The sequence below is a fragment of the Collinsella aerofaciens genome (assembly GCF_015548375.1).
In the GTDB taxonomy this organism is placed as follows: domain Bacteria; phylum Actinomycetota; class Coriobacteriia; order Coriobacteriales; family Coriobacteriaceae; genus Collinsella; species Collinsella aerofaciens_AB.
The window spans coordinates 17,499-35,538 of the sequence record NZ_JADMWW010000016.1 but is presented as its reverse complement, the minus strand read 5'-3'; the positions used below and the strand labels follow the sequence as shown (position 1 = coordinate 35,538).

General features: G+C 60.9%; 18 protein-coding genes. 7 read left to right on the top strand and 11 right to left on the bottom strand.

What is annotated here, in order from left to right; genetic code table 11:
• Positions 1 to 52 precede the first annotated feature (52 nt).
• Positions 53 to 784 (top strand): class B sortase, encoded by a 732-nt coding sequence (locus tag I1969_RS07680; protein WP_195234308.1) that lies wholly within the window; start codon positions 53 to 55, stop codon positions 782 to 784.
• Positions 785 to 989: 205 nt separating this feature from the next.
• Here the strand turns inward: I1969_RS07680 and I1969_RS07675 are convergent, their stop codons facing one another.
• From I1969_RS07675 to I1969_RS07650, 6 genes are all read right to left on the bottom strand, one after another.
• The gene (locus tag I1969_RS07675) at positions 990 to 1,544 is read right to left on the bottom strand and encodes a hypothetical protein (RefSeq protein ID WP_006234647.1); all 555 of its coding nucleotides are present in this window, start codon (positions 1,542 to 1,544) and stop codon (positions 990 to 992) included.
• Entirely contained in the window at positions 1,541 to 2,812 is a 1,272-nt protein-coding gene (locus I1969_RS07670) for a relaxase/mobilization nuclease domain-containing protein (RefSeq protein WP_195234306.1), read from the bottom strand. The genes I1969_RS07675 and I1969_RS07670 overlap by 4 nt, the downstream gene beginning before the upstream one ends.
• Positions 2,800 to 3,246 (bottom strand): hypothetical protein, encoded by a 447-nt coding sequence (locus tag I1969_RS07665; RefSeq protein ID WP_006234649.1) that lies wholly within the window; start codon positions 3,244 to 3,246, stop codon positions 2,800 to 2,802. Before I1969_RS07665 ends, I1969_RS07670 begins: the two co-directional genes overlap by 13 nt.
• A gap of 211 nt (positions 3,247 to 3,457) precedes the next feature.
• Entirely contained in the window at positions 3,458 to 4,414 is a 957-nt protein-coding gene (locus I1969_RS07660; protein WP_195234303.1) for a ParB/RepB/Spo0J family partition protein, read from the bottom strand.
• Positions 4,401 to 5,165, bottom strand: coding sequence for a ParA family protein (locus tag I1969_RS07655; protein ID WP_195234302.1), 765 nt, complete (start codon positions 5,163 to 5,165; stop codon positions 4,401 to 4,403). Before I1969_RS07655 ends, I1969_RS07660 begins: the two co-directional genes overlap by 14 nt.
• Before the next feature lie 206 nt (positions 5,166 to 5,371).
• The gene (locus tag I1969_RS07650) at positions 5,372 to 5,743 is read right to left on the bottom strand and encodes a YraN family protein (RefSeq protein ID WP_040358739.1); all 372 of its coding nucleotides are present in this window, start codon (positions 5,741 to 5,743) and stop codon (positions 5,372 to 5,374) included.
• Positions 5,744 to 6,287: 544 nt separating this feature from the next.
• Between I1969_RS07650 and I1969_RS07645 the strand changes: the two genes are divergently transcribed.
• The 5 genes from I1969_RS07645 to I1969_RS11085 all read left to right on the top strand — a co-directional run bounded on the left by I1969_RS07645 (position 6,288) and on the right by I1969_RS11085 (position 11,551).
• Complete coding sequence (locus tag I1969_RS07645) at positions 6,288 to 6,590, top strand: hypothetical protein (protein WP_006234653.1); 303 nt, start codon at positions 6,288 to 6,290, stop codon at positions 6,588 to 6,590.
• A gap of 142 nt (positions 6,591 to 6,732) precedes the next feature.
• On the top strand, positions 6,733 to 6,945 hold the full coding sequence (locus tag I1969_RS07640; RefSeq protein WP_229028331.1) for a YlcI/YnfO family protein: 213 nt from the start codon (positions 6,733 to 6,735) through the stop codon (positions 6,943 to 6,945).
• Between the two features lie 291 nt (positions 6,946 to 7,236).
• Complete coding sequence (locus I1969_RS11340; RefSeq protein WP_411161043.1) at positions 7,237 to 7,773, top strand: DUF4357 domain-containing protein; 537 nt, start codon at positions 7,237 to 7,239, stop codon at positions 7,771 to 7,773.
• Complete coding sequence (locus I1969_RS07630; protein ID WP_195234300.1) at positions 7,774 to 10,335, top strand: type I restriction-modification system subunit M; 2,562 nt, start codon at positions 7,774 to 7,776, stop codon at positions 10,333 to 10,335.
• Position 10,336: 1 nt separating this feature from the next.
• Positions 10,337 to 11,551: a restriction endonuclease subunit S gene (locus tag I1969_RS11085; RefSeq protein WP_229028330.1), complete on the top strand. Its 1,215-nt coding sequence runs from the start codon at positions 10,337 to 10,339 to the stop codon at positions 11,549 to 11,551.
• Between the two features lie 116 nt (positions 11,552 to 11,667).
• On the opposite strand, the gene I1969_RS07615 is transcribed toward I1969_RS11085, so the two are convergent.
• Together I1969_RS07615 and I1969_RS07610 are read right to left on the bottom strand one after the other, a co-directional pair.
• Complete coding sequence (locus tag I1969_RS07615) at positions 11,668 to 12,138, bottom strand: restriction endonuclease subunit S (protein ID WP_229028329.1); 471 nt, start codon at positions 12,136 to 12,138, stop codon at positions 11,668 to 11,670.
• On the bottom strand, positions 12,135 to 12,686 hold the full coding sequence (locus tag I1969_RS07610; RefSeq protein WP_195234345.1) for a restriction endonuclease subunit S domain-containing protein: 552 nt from the start codon (positions 12,684 to 12,686) through the stop codon (positions 12,135 to 12,137). Before I1969_RS07610 ends, I1969_RS07615 begins: the two co-directional genes overlap by 4 nt.
• 60 nt (positions 12,687 to 12,746) lie before the next feature.
• Here I1969_RS07610 and I1969_RS07605 point away from each other — a divergent pair, with 60 nt between their 5' ends.
• Positions 12,747 to 13,304 carry a restriction endonuclease subunit S domain-containing protein gene (locus I1969_RS07605; RefSeq protein ID WP_229028328.1) on the top strand — a complete coding sequence of 186 codons (558 nt, stop codon included), beginning with the start codon at positions 12,747 to 12,749 and terminating at the stop codon, positions 13,302 to 13,304.
• On the opposite strand, the gene I1969_RS07600 is transcribed toward I1969_RS07605, so the two are convergent.
• From I1969_RS07600 to I1969_RS07590, 3 genes are read right to left on the bottom strand one after another with little or no spacing between them, the layout of a single operon-like run.
• Entirely contained in the window at positions 13,301 to 14,227 is a 927-nt protein-coding gene (locus I1969_RS07600) for a site-specific integrase (protein WP_006234658.1), read from the bottom strand. The two genes, I1969_RS07605 and I1969_RS07600, sit on opposite strands and share 4 nt — an antisense overlap.
• Positions 14,208 to 14,771, bottom strand: a complete 564-nt coding sequence (locus I1969_RS07595; protein ID WP_271748096.1) for a restriction endonuclease subunit S — start codon at positions 14,769 to 14,771, stop codon at positions 14,208 to 14,210. Before I1969_RS07595 ends, I1969_RS07600 begins: the two co-directional genes overlap by 20 nt.
• Positions 14,772 to 14,824: 53 nt before the next feature.
• Positions 14,825 to 18,025, bottom strand: coding sequence for a type I restriction endonuclease subunit R, EcoR124 family (locus I1969_RS07590; RefSeq protein WP_195234287.1), 3,201 nt, complete (start codon positions 18,023 to 18,025; stop codon positions 14,825 to 14,827).
• Positions 18,026 to 18,040: the final 15 nt, after the last annotated feature.

Sequence of the window (18,040 nt, the reverse complement as noted above, 5' to 3'; positions counted from 1 at the left end):
ACCGGAGGCCCTGGGCGCTCGCCCGGGGCCTCCCCTGCGAACGGGGGAGGACATGAACAAAGGGAAAGCCGCCACGGCGCTCGCCGTCGCCGTGGCGTTGCTGGCGATGGGGACACTCGCCGTCCTGCCGCAGCCCGAGAGGAACCCGTACGGGGTGCACGAGGTGCCCGCAACGGAAGAGGGCGCGGCGATGGGGGCGCAAGAGGCGGGCGACGGCATCGACTGGGACGCCCTTCCCGCCTCCGTCGTCGCATGGGTGCGCGTGCCGGGCACGACCGTCGACTACCCGATCGTACAGGGCCGGCCTGAATCGCCCGACTTCTACCTCACGCACGACGCCGGCGGCGAGCGCTCAGTCTGGGGCGCTCCCTACATAGACGCCGGGTGCGCACAGGGCGCCGAGAGCCCGCTCGTCATCGTCTACGGGCACCACATGTCCGACGGCACCATGTTCGCGCCGCTCGCGCAGTACTCGTCGCGCGGCTTCGCCGAGGGGCACCGCACCATCCGGGTCTTCACCCGCGAGAAGGAGATCGAGCTCGAGGTCTTCGCGGCCGACGTGGTAGACGCGAGCTCGGAGGGCAAGCGGACCGACTTCGCCGACGCGGCGGCTCTCGACGCCTACCTCGGGGACAAATTGTCCCGCTGCGAGGTCGTCCTGGAAGAGCCTTCGGACGTCGCGCAGGCCTGGGCCTTCGTGACGTGCAGCTACCAGACGAGCAACTCGCGCACCGTCGTCTACGCGAAGGAGGTGGAAGGATGGGATTCGCGCCCTTCGGAATAGGGCTCCTCATGGGGCTCCTCACGCTCACGGCCTACGCCTGCTGCGCAGCCGGCGACGACGACCGGGACTAGCCGTGGGAAATCGAAATCGCACAACGGAAAGAGGCGGGCAATTGCCCGCCTCTTCTCACATCACCCACTTGAACACGGCGCGGAACAGCCAGACGAAAAAGCCCAGCGTGACCTTAAGCGCCGCCATGAGGAACCTACCAAGCCTCTTCATCGACGTCACCCCAATCTTCCTTAACCTTGCGGGCGCCCTCGTCGGCGCCCTCTTCCTTCTCTTCCGCGAGCAGCCTCGCCAGCTCGTCGGGCACGCCCGGGACCTCCGCCCTCCCCAGAGCGCGCTGCAGGTCCCTTATCTGCGACTTCAGCGGTTTTGAGGGAGGGCCCACGTGCTCGCGGTAGCAAGCGGAAATCGCAGCGGCATCACATAGATATCCCCGCACACGGGCGAACGCCTCCTCGCCGTCGAGCAGGACGCGCCGGGCGCGCCCGAGCTCGGCCTCCGATGCCAGCATGAAGCGCCAGCCGCGGGACCTGCGCGCGGCCGGTATGCCGTCCGCGGGCGCGTCGACACGCCAGTCGTCGCGCACCTGGTGCCAGTTCGCCGTGAGCCAGAGCCCCTTCTCGGGCTCATCCCTCATCTCGAGCTCGAACTCCGTGAGCATGTTCGCGCCGGTGAACGGCGACCCCTCCGTGAACGAGAGCGTGTCGAACAGCGTCGTCCTGCCGTCCTCGTACTCTATCCTCGCCATCATCTCCGGCCCCTCTCCCTGCGCTGGTCCTGCTGGGTCCGCTGGCGTTCGGCGGCGAGTATGCGCTGCTGCTCGTCCCCGCGGCGCCCGTCGCGCAAGTTTCCCTCGGCCGCACCGCGCCCGCCATCGTTCCCGTATCGGGTCTTGAGGGGCATGAGCCCGTTCTCTGCCATGTAGGCGCGCGCAGCCTCGAGGCGGCGATAGCCCTCGCCGCCCGCCTGGCCGCGCCGCTCGAGCGTCGACATCCTGAGACCGAACTCCTCGATGGACTCGACGTCGAACTTCGCGCAGGTCTCGAGCGCCGAGGAGAGCCTGCTCAGCTCCGAGAGGTCGTTGAGCTCGAGGGCTCGCTCGGCGGCCCCACGGATGCGCGCGGCGCTCGAGTCCGTGGGGCGGTAAGCTCCCTCGCGCTCGAAGCGACGGCGCAGCATCTCCTTGCCGTAGACGAACCCCAGCCGCTCGCCGCTGACCTTCTTGGACGGCTCCTCGGCCAGGCTGAACACCCAGTCGTCCCGCCTCGCCTTGGCCGAGTTGTCGGCGACGTGCACGCCCAGGGCGTCGAGGACGCCGAGGAACTCCGCCTCGTCGTGCGCCGTGGTCTTGGCGAGCGCGACACGGGCGCGGATGTCGCCGACCCACGAGTAGCCGCCCGAGCGCATGATCTCCTTCTCGACACGGCCCAGGTAGACGCTCCTGCGGCTCCTGGGCCCGCCCGCGCCGGCATGCCCGCGCGCCTTCGAGGGGGATACGGCCGCCCGGTCGTTGGAGAGCCCCGACAGCCCGCGCTCGCGCGCCATGTCCTGAAGGTCGCGGTTGAGGTCCTCGGGGTGCTGGGTCTGCATGCGGTAACCGGTGCGGAGGTTCGCGTTGTTCACGACGATGTGCGCGTGCGGTATGCTGCGGGCGTTGTCGTCGTGGTACACGATGGCGATCTCGTGGTCGCCGAAGTGCTTGAGAGCCCACGAGCACGCGAGCTCGCGCAGCGCCGCCAGGTCGATGTCGTCGCCGGGGTCCGGCGAGAGCACGAAGTGCTTGAACGTCCGCGCGGGCTTTCCCCTCCAGGGGGCGTCCGTGCCGAACGCGGCGCGCGTGGCGTCCATCTCGGCGTCCCAGGCGCAGGCCTCCTTGGCGTCTTCCCCCAGCGCGCCGGCGTCGCGCTCGTCGTAGCTCAGGTTGAACAGGTCGCGCGCCAGGGCGCGGCCTCCCTTCTCGAGGTAGCGGCGGATGCCGCCCGTCGAGCCGTGGCCGCTTATCGGCTTCAGGATCGGCATGGCGAGCCCTCCACGAGCGAGTCGGCGCCGATGCGCCCGAGCTCCGCCGTCATCTCGCGGGCCGCGGCGTTCACGTCGGCGAGCTCGCGCTCGATCGTCGGGATGCTCTCCGCGACGAGGTCCCGGTCGACGTGCCCGTGGCGGGCGTGGAAGTTGATGAGGTTCATCGCGTGCACGGCCTGGTTGTAGTGGTAGCCCCACTTCGTGAGCTCCCGCGACATCGCCCACAGGGCCCTGCGGTCCACGAGTATGCGGTGCTCGTCTCCCGCGTTGGCCTCCGTCGACAGCGGTATGCGCACGAGGTAGCGCAGGTACTCCGACTTGCTGAGGCCGGCGCGCTCGCACCGCTCGCAGAGCGCGTCGTAGTCGCCTCCCTCCATGCGGAACGTGACGCGGCGCTCCTTGCCTTTGGCGGTGCCGGCTTCCTCTTCCATGGCGGATTCCTTTCCTCGCGCCCGCCGTGCGGCGGGCGCGTCTCTCTAGGGGCGCGGGGGATCCCCCGCAGGCGGCGGCCCGGCTCGGGCACCGCCTCTGGGACCGGGCCTCGCGAAAGCGGGCTCCCGAACGGCCCGCGGCATGACGGATCCGAGGCCGCCCGGTCCCCAAGTGCTATGGACGCCCGACCGAAGTGTCGGACGCCATAGGCTACTTGCTGGATTTCGAGTGTGAGGCCCTTCTTCGAACCTTCTGGGCTCCTGCGCCCGCCTCCGCGTAGGGCGCGGTCATGAGCGCCATCTCCCGCAGCAGCGAGAGGTCGGCCGCACTCGGGCTCTCGGGCGGGCTCTCGAGGAAGTCGGCGACGAGCCTCGCGGCCTTCGCGATGCGCCCGTCGGGGCCAGCCTGCGCCTTCCCCTCGCTCCTCACGTAGTCGGAGAGCTCGCGCTTGGTGCGCCGCCAGGGCTCCATCGCGGCGTGCATCTCCGCCTGGCGCTCCTTCGGCATGCCCGCGAGCGAACGCACCGCCTCGGCGCTGAGGTTGCCGCGGTCGGCCTCTGCGGCCCACTCGGGCGAGAGGTCCTCGGCGATGCGGCGGGCCAGCCTCTCCTCGCGCGCGATGGTCTTGCCGGAGACCTTGCGGCCCGTCTGCCGCTCGATGATGGCGGCCTTCACGTCGTCGACGCGCATGCCGGAAAGCGACGGGTCCTCGGAGCGCAGGCGCACGGCGTCGCTCCTGAGCGCCTCGGTTGCGGCGGCGCGCTCGGTCACGGTGAGCGCGCGGGTGAAGTAGTTCGCGGCGTGGAGCAGCGTCACCGCCCGCTCGTCGTCGATGCCCTCTATCACGCGGCAGGGCATCCTCTCGTAGGCGGGGTCGTCCTTCGCGAGCAGCGCGTAGGCTGCCTTGCGGCGGTGCCCGGAGACCATCTGCCACGAGCCGTCGCCGACCTTTCGCACGAGCGGCAGGTCGGTGAGGCCGTCCTGGCGTATGGACTCGGCGAGCTCCGCTATGCCGGCCGGGTCCATGGAGTACGCGGCGTTCGCCGGGTGGTCGGCGATGTCTGCCACCGCGATCTCGGACACCGGGTAGCGCCCGCGGGTGCGCGACGCGCCGTCGAGAAGCCCCGTGATGGTGAAGCCCGCGGCCACCTGGCTAGGCGAGCTCACGGGACACCTCGTCGGCGAGCGCCTCGTAGTCGCGCGCGGGGCGGCTCCCCGGCTCGAATGCCGCCACCGGCTTCCACTGCCAGCTGCCCTCGCAGACCTTGCTGCTCGCGTGGATGACCGTCTCGAACTGCTCTTCTGGGAAGAACCCGTCGAGCACGGCCGCGCCCGTGGCCTCGGCGTTGGTCATGCGGCCGGGCACGCAGGTGCGGAGAATCTTCCAGCGGGGCGTGGGCATGCGCAGGGCGTCCGCGATTGACCGCGTCGCCTCCACGGTGAGCGCCGTGCCGCGCATCACGGTGGAGTCGAGCTTCACGGGGATGACGACCATGCCGCCCTCCGCTGCGGCGAGGTAGGCGTTGAAGGCGAGCCTGCGCATCACGGGGCTGCAGTCGATGAGGCAGACGTCGTAGGAGCCCGAGGCGTCGTCGAGGGCGAACTTGAGGCGCTGCTCGCGCAGGAGCATCTCGTTCTGGTCGACGAGGTCGATGGTCGAGGCCACCACGTCGAGGTTCTCCCCGGCGGCGTAGGCGACCTCCTCCACGGGCGCGCCGCCGTAGAGCAGCTCGACCGATGTGCGCCGCTCGGAGGCGGCGCGGTCGTAGAGGCCGAAGAAGTCGGTGGCCGACGCCTGCGGGTCGAGGTCGACGAGCAGGGTCCGAAGGCCCTGGGCGGCGAAGATCGCCGCCAGGTTCACGGCGGTCGTCGTCTTGCCGACGCCGCCCTTGTAGTTGGAAATGGCTATCGTGCGCATGGGTCGCGTCCTCTCTAGCGTGGGGCGCGCCTCGCCGCATCCGGTCCGGCGCGCCCCGAGTCTCGGAGCGTCGGGACAAAACCGTACGGATTTGTCCGACAAGCGGAGTGTACCACGAAAACGTACGGATATGTACGCTTTCGTGGTACACGGGCACGGTTTCGGGGGAAAGCCCGGCCCCGGGAGCCCGGGGCCGGGCGCGCCGCCTAGGAGAGCGGCTCCATCTCGCCGAAGCAGTTGATGTGGTGGCGAAGGAGCGCGCGGTTCTCCTTGACGACCATCATCGCCACCTCGTCGAAGCGGACCGGGGTGTCGGCGTAGTCGTCGCCGTTGCCGGCGAGCCACCTCGCCGCCAGCGCCTCGCGCAGCCCGCGCGCCCTGTGGGCCTCGGGGAAGCCGTCCGTCCCGATCCGGACCGTGGCGTCGACGAAGACCAGGGTCCCGTCCTCGTCCACCGCCACGAGGTCGATCCCGCCGATGCCCTCGGGTCCCTGCCAGGCCTCGTCGACGATTTCGTAGCCCTTGCGCTCGAGGAAGGCCCTGACCGCGCCCATCGCCTTTTCCTTCATGTCGTTCATGTCTTGCTCCTTAGGCTCTGAGGCCCGCCCCTGTGGCGTGCCTTGCGTCGCGTGAGTCGCATGCAGCGCGGGCGCGCCGGCAAGGGAGGAAGCGAAGTCGGGCGTGGTTATAGAAATCTCCCGACGTCGGTTTTTCGCGTTGTTCGCGCGCGCAGCGCATGGGGCGAAGAACCCGGAAAAGTGTCGCGGCCCTTGCTGGCCGCCTGCCGGCGTGCGACCCTGCGCGTCCAAGGAGCGCCGGGGCGGGTTTCGGGTCGGAGGGGCGCAGGCGTGTGGCATGGAATCGGGCATGGGCGTCGAGGTCCTCCGGGCATGGGATGCGACCCGTCGGCGGTTGCGGGGGCGCTCGCGGGGGTTGGCGGCGACGTCGCGGCGCGGACAACGGGCCGCTGCCGAGTCGCGGTGACGCGGTCCGCATCGGGACGACATTTCCCGCGCCGCTTGCGGCCGATATGCGCACGGGATCGCTGGCGGCGAGATGGTTCCCCCTGCGGAACGGCTACGGTGGTGCACAGCACGTCAGTTGGTAGAAGAAGGCAAACTGATGTTGAATTGCGAAGAGAAGGCTGAGCGCCTTGAGCTGCTCGATGCGCTGGCGGATGCCGGGAGGTTGGCGAAGGGCCTGGACCAGCTGCTCGAGTCCCTGGCGCACGCCGACCAGCTGGACCCGCTCGACGTCGAGGGAATCCTTGCCCTGAGGTCGATAAGCCAGAGGTGCGCCGGTCGCATCGAGGACGCCACGCGCATTCTGGAGGCACAGAACGAGATTCTTTACGCCGAGGAGCGGGCCAATTTCAGACCCCGCGAAAACCAAGAGATGAGAACCCGAACGAAAGAGACCATCTAAGCCCAGCCAGGGATTCCTTCGCCGTTTGCGCTCGTACGGGGCCTGGACATCGGCTGTCCCTCTATTCCCAGTGCCGCCCCGTGTCGCCGCGTTATAATGCTGCAAACGCATTTGTATTGCATTTCGAGCGATGGGAGCACAGATGCCTGGCAGCTACAAGGAGCTCATCAAGGGCAACCCCGACGAAACCGAGATCAGAAGCTTCCTGGTAGAGGGAGACCAGGTCTCCGTGACCCTGCGCATCCCCGACACCTTGCGTGACGCGGCAAAGGAGGAAGCGGCCCTACGGGGCATGAGCTTCTCCGCCTTCGTGCGCACGTGCATGATCGAAGAGCTCGCGAAGAAGGGGGCATAAGCGTGATTCGGGTCAAGACCTTCACCGTCCAGCTCATAGACGCGCAGCCGGACCGCATACGTATTTGCCGCATCGACGGCGAGTCGCTTGTGACCGTCGTCGTTCCGAGGGAGGACCTTGCCGAGGCGAAGTCGCTGCCGAACATCCCGCAGCGCGGCATCTACTACCTGCTCGACGAGGACCACGGCAACGTGAGCCGCGTCTACGCTGGGCAGACGACCCAGGGTATCGCCCGGCTCGACGCACACAAGGCAAAGAAGGAGTTCTGGAACAAGGCCGTCATGTTCCTCGATGACGATCAGAACATCAGCAGGGACGCGCTGGACGTCCTCGAGGCGAAGGCCATCGACTACGTGCGTACCCACGGCTCGTACGAGACTGACAACTCGGCGACGCCCAAGCCCTACGTCGACCCGTACAAGGAAGAGGCCGTCGAGCGCCTGCACGAGAGGATCCTCTTCAGGATGTCAGCTCTGGGGTACGACCTCGACAGGGTCGACCAGGGTCCCGCCGGCGGTCTTCCACACGAAGAAGAACGGCATACGCGGGGCGGGACGCTACGACAAGGCCACCGGGCACTTCACCGTGCTCGCTGGCTCGAAAGTGAACCTCTCGAGACCCGTGCTGAAAAACGCGGCCGTCGCGGCCGCGCGCAGGGAGATCTTCGGCGATTCGGGCGGTATCGCAGAGCTCGCCAGAGATCTCGAGTTCCCGACGCCCAGCGCCGCGGCGGTGTTCGTGCTCGGCGGCAGCCAGAACGGCTGGACCGAATGGGTAAGCGACGACGGAGAAACGCTCAACCAAGTCTATAGAAGCGAGGAAAACTAGATGAACAAGCAGCAATTGGCATCAAAGATATGGGAATCCGCCAACAAGATGCGCTCGAAAATCGAGGCAAATGAATACAAGGATTACATCCTGGGCTTCATCTTCTACAAGTTCCTCTCCGAGACCGAAGTCACCCGCCTGAAGGCGCGTGATTTCGCCGAGGAGGATTTGCCGAGCCTCGTGGAGGACGACGAGGAGACGGTCGAGTTTGTCAAGGGCGAGTGCGGCTACTTCATCGCCTACGAGAACCTCTTCTCCACCTGGGTCGCCAAAGGCGGCGACTTCGAGATTTCGAACGTTCGCGACGCCCTCTCTGCCTTTAGCCGCAACATCGATCCCGCCCGCAAGCGTGTCTTCGACGGCATCTTCGACACGCTGCGGACCGGTCTCTCCAAACTCGGCACCGACGCACGGAGCCAGTCCAAGGCCGCTCGCGATCTCATCTACCTCATCAAGGACATCCCGATGGACGGTCGCCAGGACTACGACGTGCTCGGCTTCATCTACGAGTACCTCATCAGCAACTTCGCCGCCAACGCCGGTAAGAAAGCCGGCGAGTTCTACACGCCGCACGAGGTGTCTATGCTCATGAGCGAGATAGTCTCGTGGCACCTAGCTGGACGCGAGAACATCACCATCTACGATCCCACGAGCGGATCGGGCTCGCTGCTTATCAATATCGGCAAGGCAGTGGCGCGACGCAACGGCGACCCGAACTCCATCAAGTATTATGCGCAGGAGCTTAAGGAGAACACGTACAACCTCACGCGCATGAATCTGGTCATGCGCGGAATACTCCCCGACAACATCGTGGCGCGCAATGGCGATACGCTCGAAGACGATTGGCCCTGGTTCGATACGGTCGAGAACAAGGACGAGACCTACGATCCGCTGTTCGTCGATGCCGTGGTGTCGAATCCGCCCTACTCCCAAAACTGGGATCCGGAAGACAAGGAACTCGATCCGCGCTTCAAGTTCGGCGTTGCCCCCAAATCCAAAGCCGACTATGCCTTCCTCTTGCATGATTTGTACCACTTGCGCCCCGACGGCATCATGTGCATCGTTCTGCCCCATGGCGTGCTGTTCCGCGGCGGCGAGGAGGGCACAATCCGCAAGAACCTGGTGGAGAACCGCCATATCCAGGCAATTATCGGGCTTCCCGCCAACATTTTCTTCGGCACCGGCATCCCGACAATCGTCATGGTACTCCGCAAGCAGCGCGAGAGCAGCGACGTGCTGGTCGTGGACGCGTCGAAGCACTTTGTGAAGGAAGGCAAAAACAACAAGCTGCGCGCGAGCGATATACGCCGCATCGTGGACGCGGTCACGACTGGGGCGACCATCGACAAGTTCAGTCGCCTGGTGACCATCGACGAGATACGCGCCAACGATTACAACCTCAACATTCCGCGCTATGTTGATTCGTCCGAAGCTGCTGAGAGCTGGGACGTGTACGCCACCATGTTCGGTGGGGTTCCGAAAGCCGAGGTCGATGCTCTCGACCGCTACTGGAAAGTGTGGCCAAGCCTGAAGGGCCAGCTGTTCGGTGAGGGCGGCGGGTCGTGCCTTGCTTCCATGACGGACGACGTGGCGGCAACGGTGAAGGCCAACGCCGACGTCGTTTCTTTCCTGGCGGGGTATCGAGATGCGTTGGCTCATCTGCCCGCAGAGCTGCGGAAGAGGTTGGTAGACGACTCATCGCAGGTTGATGCCGTGGCCGAGGAGGATTATATCGCAGAGCGGCTCCGCGACGCCCTCTCTGGTGTCGCGCTCGTCGACGGGTACGATGCCTACCAAGCTCTCGACGATGCGTGGACGGGCATCTCCGGCGACCTCGAGGTTATCCAAACCGAGGGCAAAGGGGCTGTACGCAAAGTCGATCCGAATATGGTGATAAAAAAGAAGAACGGCAAAGACGTCGAGGTGCAGGATGGCTGGACGGGCCGCATCTTGCCGTTTGCGCTCGTCCAAGAACAGCTGCTCGCCGACGATGTCAAGGAAATCTCCGCGCGCGACTCCCGTTTAAGTGAGATCTCCCAAGAACTCGACGAGATTCTCGATAACCTCGATGAGGAGGAGAAGAGCTCGAGCGACGTTTTCAGCGATGACGGCGCGTTCGTGGCGGCGTCCCTCAAGAAGGCCGTGAAAAGCATCGGCAAGCATCCGGACGGCGACTTCGAGCGGGGCCTCGTGCGCGCTCAGTCCCTTCTCGACGAGGAGAAAAATCTCAAAAAGGCAAGGAAGGAGGCGCTTGTCGCGCTCGAGGAGAAGACCAAGGAGGTTATCGAGGGCCTGACCGACGCCCAGTGCGACGAATTGCTTGCTGCGAAGTGGATTGAGCCGCTGCAATCTGATTTGCTCGAGCTGCCCAATGCTGTCGTAAGCGACTTCATCGCAAAGGTCGTCGCACTGAACGCAAAGTACGCGACAACCTATTCGGACGTATGCAACCAGATTGCAGAGGCGGAAAGCGAGTTGGCAGCGATGCTGGGCCAGCTCACGGGCAACGAGCACGATATGGCGGGCATTGCTGAGCTGCGGAAACTGTTGGGAGGTGAATAGTATGGCGGAAAAGACCAATGTACCTGAGATACGCTTCGCCGGTTTTACTGACCCTTGGGAACAGCGTAAGTTGGGGGAGCTGTTTGTCGAAAGCGATGAGCGCTCCTCAACCGAAGAAATCCTGTCGGTTAGCGTAGCCAACGGTATCTATCCGGCATCCGAATCCGAAAGAGACACCAATCCTGGCGCAAGCATTGCCAATTATAAGATTGTTCGCGTTGGGGACATCGTGTACAACAGCATGCGCATGTGGCAGGGCGCGGTCGGTTCAAGCAGGTACAACGGTATCGTAAGCCCAGCTTATGTGGTTGCAAAGCCTGTAGTCGAGCTTGACTCGACTTGCTTTGGCTACCTGTTGAAGAGGCCTGAATTGCTTTACAAATACCTCTGCAACTCCCAGGGCAATTCCAAGGATACGCAAACTCTGAGGTACGAACGTTTCGCTGAAATTACGGCTGAAGTACCATCGACCATCGAAGAACAGCGAGCAATATCTGATTGTCTAGTGGGTCTCGACAACCTCATCACCCTTCATCAGCGTAAGTACGACAAGCTCGCTCAGTTGAAAAAATCGATGCTTGATAAGATGTTTCCCAAACCGGGTGAGCGATTCCCGGAAATCCGCTTCGCCGGTTTTACTGACCCTTGGGAACAGCGTAAGTTGGGAGAGGTTGCTCATCGGGTGATCCGGAAAAACGAGGGCAATCAGTCTGACCTCCCCCTCACCATCTCGGCTCAGCATGGGCTTGTTGACCAGCGCGGCTACTTCAACAATCAAGTCGCTAGCCGTGATATGAGCGGGTATTACTTGCTGGAGAACGGAGAGTTCGCCTACAACAAGAGCACTTCGGGCGACAGTCCATGGGGAGCGATTAAACGCCTGACCAAGTATGAAAAGGGCTGCTTATCCACGCTGTACATCTGCTTCGGGCTCGATCTAGGAGACCCTGATTTTTTGGTAACCTATTACGAGACGAATCGTTGGCATGGTGCGGTTCAGATGATTGCTGCTGAAGGCGCGCGAAATCACGGGCTGCTTAATATTGCGCCAGACGATTTCTTTGAAACTGCGATCACTTTGCCATGCTCAACGGAAGAACAAAAGCAAATAGGATGCTTCTTCATAGAATTGAATTCCCTCATCACCCTTCATCAGCGTAAGCTTGAGTTATTGAGAAATACTAAGAAATCGCTGTTGGATAGGATGTTTGTCTAATAGCTATCGTGAGTTGCTTCTAATTTCGAGTCTCAAAACCGCCGATTTCGCTATATCGAATCGGCGGTTTTTCGTTTTTGCGAGGAATAATTGTCGTTCGCATTGTCGCCGAGCTGTCACTGATGAAGGGTGATGAGATTGTCGAGCTTGGTAAAGTATTGGCCAAGCTGCTTCTGCTCTACCACAGAAGGAACAGGAACGCTTAACTCCATCACCTTGTTTTTGGAGATGTTGAACCTAGAGATCCCCTGAGCCAGCAGAGTGAGATTGGAACGCACCGAACTTGATCTGAGCATATAAGCAAGGTAATGCGGGTCAAACGTTGAATCTTGCCTGTAACCAAAACAGAAGCTGTTGAGGTAAACATCTTCCTGGTCAGAGAGCCAAACAGAGGACATTCCGACTTCATCCGGCGTTTCAGATGACACAGTAAAGAATACGTCACCATACACAACCTGGTTTTGGCTCGAATCAATTTCGACTGCCTCGAGTCGCTTCGTGTCCGTCAGTGGGTTATCGAAGACATTGGTATACGGGATGAACCTTGCGTTGCCGTGACCGAAATCCTCTTTGGTTTTGCCGGTCAAACCGCCATAGGTTGTCCCACAGTTGCCCAACTTACGCTGTTCCCAAGAAGATACCCGCACAAGCTATGGTATTGGCACTCACGCTGATGAAGGGTGAGGAGAGAATCGAGACTTTTGAAAAAGCCTCCTATCGCCCTCTGCTCGTTAATCGTTGCCCACGGAATGGAAATTGTTTTCATTCCATCGACATCAATACTTCGACCGTCGCGAATTCCGTAAACATGAGGTTTTAAATCTGTATCAATGAATCGCTTCGATCTGAAATAAAGATAATAGAAATCAGAGTCTATGCCATCACCATGGAAAGTATGGTATGCAGGACTAATCAAACCGCAACATGTTGCCTTCTCTAGTCCTCCCTCGAATGAGCGAAGGTGAACGATGAAATCATCGGGATCGACGGCCTTGTAGTTTGAAAGACTGTTCTTATCAAATTGAAGGTTTCGATTTGACTCGTCACGGTAAACAGTTCCGCCGCCTTGAATAATGGTAAGGGGCGGTAGATCAGCCCTGTTCTTTTCAGAATACTCTTCAAAGACCTCTCCCAACTTACGCTGTTCCCAAGATGAAGTTTCTTGTCTCGAATAACCGCTTGGGAACAGCGTAAGTTGGGAGACTGTTTCGACTTTCTGCAAAATAACACGCTATCTCGTGCTGATTTAAATTCCGAAAGCGGCGGCGCTCGCAACATCCATTATGGAGACATTCTCATTAAGTTTGGCGATTGCCTTGGGCTCGATTCGGGTAAATTGCCCTTCGCCGACGACAAGTCGATACTTTCGAAATACGCGAACTCGACGCTTCGCATAGGCGACGTTATTTTTGCCGACACGGCTGAAGACGAATCTGCGGGAAAATGCGTTGAACTGGTTAAACTACCAAATGAGCCCGTTATTTCCGGCCTGCATACAATACCTGCGCGCCCCAAATTTCCCTTTGGATCTGGTTATTTGGGCCATTACTTGAACGCCCCCGCGTACCATGATCAGCTATTGCCCTTGTTGCAGGGAATTAAAGTCGTTTCCATCTCAAAGATGGCTCTGCAGGATACGCAAATTTGCTTCCCGACAGCATTGGAGCAATCCGCGATAGGCGCTTCTTTGAACGCACTTGATTCTCTCATCACCCTTCATCAGCGTGAGTCGCGGTTTGCTGATACAGGTTAAATTAGAGTCGAAAGAGCTCTCATGACGATGTCAATGTCCTTGTTCTCGAGCTCCTGAATGACATGCAGATAGGTTTCCTGAGTGGTGGTCATGCTCGCATGCCCGAGCCTTCGGGATACGCTGGCGATGGAGACGCCGGCAAACAGCAAAAGTGATGCATGCGTATGCCGCAGCCCGTGGACGGATATGACAGGCACGCCAACATTTTTGCAGTGGCGCGCTAAAACGCTGTTAGCCGTCGAGTTATAGACCTTTCCCTTCGCGAATATGGGCTCAGTCGGTGGAAGGTCTTTGAGTAGCCCGGAAAGTTGCATGATGAGTTGCCAGTCGAGTTGAACCTTCCGCACTGATGAGGCGTTTTTCGTGGGGACGAATCCGCCGCCGTTCTTGTAATCCCAGGTCTTATTCACCGAGAGCGTTTGATGTGCGAAGTCGAAGTCTTCGGGGGTAAGCCCAAGGGCCTCGGAGAAGCGCAAGCCCGTTTTAGCGACTATGAGAATAAGCCAATCCCAACTCGGCCCGCCTGATAAATCAAGGTCGCCGAGCATGGCATGAAGCTCAAACTGGTTGAGATACTTGATCTTTTTCGCTCGCGGCTGTTTCCCTTTGATGATGGCCTTGCGCGTGGGGTCGCGGGGGATGAGTCCTTCGTCAACCGCGTCAAGGATCGCTCCCTTAAGCTGATGGTGAAAGTCCATGGTTGTCTGGCGCTCGTGGTGCTCTGCGTAACCATTGATGAGCTGCTGGTACGAAGTGCGGTCGAGATCTTTTATCTTGAGGTCTGGAATCAGCTTGGCAAGCCAAGACTGCGTGAGCCGGTACTTTCCCATGGTGACCTCACGGATGGCCCCTTCTTTGTAAACGCTAATCCATTCCGAGTAGTAATCGCAGAAAAGCGATTCTTCATTGATGCTGATCGACATTTTTACCCTCCTTCATCGTGTGAGGCGGCTCACGCTGATGAAGGGTGATAATGTCGTCGAGCCTCGCAAAGGTCGACCCGATTTGATGTTGCTCATCAGGAGATGGGATCGCTATCTCGGCATTAAGAAGGTCTTTGTTGTAAAGCCTTTTTAGAGTACTCCCTTCTAGGCTGCTCCAGCTTTTTCCGTTAAGGAATTGGAGCAGAAAGCCGTTGTCGAGTCGCTCATCATGTTGTAGCCACACGATATTGGAGTCTTGATAATACGCAGGATCACCTTGGTAAACGATGGTTCTGCCAATCGTTCCGGCAGCAGAAATCAGAATATCGCCGACTTTTGGAAACTGATAAAGCCGCTGATACTCGTCGAAAAGTTCCCTCGAAATGAAGGCATCTGGAGTACCTCCGAAGGTGCCGATTTTATAGAAAGGTACATCTCCTTGCTCTGTGGTCTGTTCTTTGAAAATGCGTTTGCACATGGCGACAGAACCAAGCTCTCCCAGCTTACGCTGTTCCCAAGATGAAGCGAGGGGACGCACGCTCACATACGCCCCCTCGGATTGACAAACTCTCGATTTCGCCTGTTCAAAATCGCCGCTCATTCGTCGATGTCGAAGCCGCCTTCCAGGATGAACTTCTTCAACAGCGCCGCCGCACGGGTGTTCACCTTGAACAGGGGAAACGTCTTGCCCTCCTTCTGCTCAAAGAAGGCCTTGGCGCGCGCTTTGTCCACCGAGTCCTTCAAATCGTCGAAGCGCCCGAACTCGTTAATGTTCGATTCCGCCAGGTCGAGCGCAGCCATGGTGGCAAGAAGATCGCCATCTATGCCGAGCGCCTCAACGACTCGCTCGACCTGAGCGTTTTTCGCCCTGCGTGCATAGGTCGTGATGTAATCCCTCAGCGTCATGCCGTCTTCCAGGGCGGCGTCCCCTCGTTCGACGTCGTGAAGGAACAGCTCGGCGAAGCGCTGGTCATCCTGGCTCAGGGACGCGAACGATCGGTGGAGCTCCTCGCGCGCGGCGGCGAGCCCCTCGTCGTCCTGCTCAAGGCACTTCAGCCACTTCTCGAAGTTCGCGTTCATGTAGTCGCTGTCTATGAGCCCCGTGTCGATCTCAGTTATATGACCATCAAGCTCGTAGGGTGCTTCAGGCGCGTCGCCAGGGCCGCCCCCTCCTGCGAACAGCTCCTTGTAGCGCTGCACGAGGATGAGGTAGGTCCGCTCGTCGATGACCGGCTGCACGAAGAAGGACTTGCCGCTCAGCTCGCCTTCTTCCGGCTCCTCCTCGAATTCATAGGTGTCCTGCTCCCATGTGAAGCCCTGCACCTTCGCGGCCTCGAGGAACTCGTTGAGCTCGACGAACTCCTTGGCGAACTTACGCCTGGCTTCCTGCGATGCGGGGAGCTTGGAGAGGTCTCCTACGCCAGCTGCCTCGAAGACCATGAGTATCTCCTGAAGGCGCGCGTCCATCAGCGCGATATTGTCCGGGAGCTTCTGCACGAACATGTCGAGCGGGCGGTCGCCCGAGTACAGCTTCACCGCGGCCTCGATGTAGCCCTTCATAGTATGGGGACGGCGGTAATAGCGGATGGTGCCGAAGGGTTTGTCAGGGCCGAACAGGCGGTTGGTGCGGCTGAAGGCCTGGATGATGCTCTCGTAGTCGATGACCTTGTCGAGATAGAGCGTGTTGAGCCACTTGGAGTCGAAGCCCGTGAGCATCTGGTCCACCACGATGAGCAGGTCGATGCGGCTCTCGCGGTTGGCGTCGACGTTGACGTAGGGCTTCTTATGGGAAAGGCGCGCTGAGATGTCCTTCTTCATGGCGGGCCAGGTGGGAATGGTAAACTCCTGGCCATATGCTTTGTTGTAGTCCTCGATAAGTTCGACCAGAGCGTCCTCCTTCACAGTGGAGCCGGCATCGTTGTCGATGCTTGGGTCGAAGAGCGCCGTCACCTTCATCTGCGGTGCCTCCCTCTTGAAGGCGCGGTAGTAATCAATAGCCTCGGGGATGGAACTCGTCGCCAGAATTGCGTGGAACTTGTTGCCGTGGGAAAGCACAGGGAAGCGCCGCAGCACATCCTCGACGACCTTGCCGTGGTGCGGCGTATCGGGCCAGTACTGAGCGCGGGTCAGGAAGTCCTCAATGCCCTTGATGTGGTTGCCAGCGCCGTCAACCATGGGACCCATGGGGACCTTCGCCTGGTCCATGTAGTGATAGAAGACCTTGCTCTTGCGCTCGTCGGAGATGGCCTCGCCGACGCTCGAGGCCTTAGCCTGCTCGAGGGCCACGGCCTCGCGTACGTCGTGGTCGTCGAAGGTCGTCACCATGTACGGGTCGAAGCCCAGCACATTGCCGTCACGGATGCCGTCGGCGATGCTGTAGCGGTGCAGGCACTCACCGAACACCATGGCGGTGGTGGAGCCTTTCTTCTGGTTCTCGTCGAGGATCGGCGTGCCCGTGAAACCGAAGAACAGCGCGTTTGGGAAAGCCCGGCGTATGTCCTGGAGCATGTCGCCGAAGGTTGAGCGGTGGCACTCGTCTATAACGAACACAATCCGCTTGGCAGCCAGGCGGTCGAGTTCCGCCTGGGTGATCCTGCCCTCGCCGGCCTTCACGTTGCTCATCTTCTGGATAGAGGTCACGATGAGGCGGTTCTTGGGGTCGTCGCTCGCGAGCTTCGACTTCAGCACCTGCGTGTTCTCGGTCCCCTGCACGTCATCGGCGTCATCGGCGAATGCGCGGTACTCGGAGAGCGACTGCGTGCCCAGCTCGATGCGGTCCATGAGGAAGACAACCTTGTCGGCGTCGTGTGAGTCAGCTATGAGCTGGGCCGACTTGAAGCTCGTCATGGTCTTGCCGGAGCCGGTGGTATGCCATATATAGCCGCCAGGACGCCCCGGGGCGCTGCTCTTGGGCCTCTCGTCCCACTTGCATCTGCGCACCTTGTCGGATATGGCAGCAGCCGCGTAGTACTGGTAGCTGCGCATGACCTTCAAACAGCCGTCTGAGCTATCCGCCACGGTATAGAAGCCGATGAGCTGGTGTGCCATAGGGATGGAGAGCAGCGTGGAGGTGAAGCGCTTCCATTCGTCTGTTCCGGGTTTGTCGCCCGCGCAGACGGGCTCGTTGTTGAAGTCCTCCCAGTGGAAGAAGAAGTTCGGGTTGAACGCGCCCGTGCCGGGGTTGGCGAAATAGCGCGCCTCGTCGGGGGTCATCCCCACGAAGATCTGCGTCAGGCGGAAGAGCCCGGTGAACACGCCCTCGTGGGCATACTTCTCGATCTGACCGGTGGCCTGGCTGACGGGGATGCCGCTGCGCTTGAGTTCGATATGGATGACCGGCATGCCGTTGATGAGCAGGCACAAGTCTCCGCGACGGTCGTTCAAGATCTTGCTCTTCGCAGGATAGACAGGCTGCTGAGCGATCTGGTAGCGGCTCTGGCCGGCTGCAATCTCCTGACGATCATAGATTTTCAGGCTCACCTCCTTGCCCAGATGAAGCGCATCGTCGGGGTTGTCGCGCGTGATGGCGACAGTCTTTCCGTTGATGAACCCGTTGAGCGCGAGCGGGGTCTTGAGCGTTTCGATTTGTTCGATGACCTGCGCCATCTCGCCCTGGGTGAGAGGGCAGCCGTTCAGGCGGTCTATGTCGGCGTTGTTCTGGAATAGAATCTTCGCCCAGTTGTTGATGAGGTCCTGCTCGGTGGGATAGCGAAGCACGCCCCCCGCGTCGTCCCAGCCGTGCTGCTTCAGCACGGTGATGACCGCTTCCTCGAACGCGGCCTCTTTATCGAAAACCATGGCGAAACCTATCTA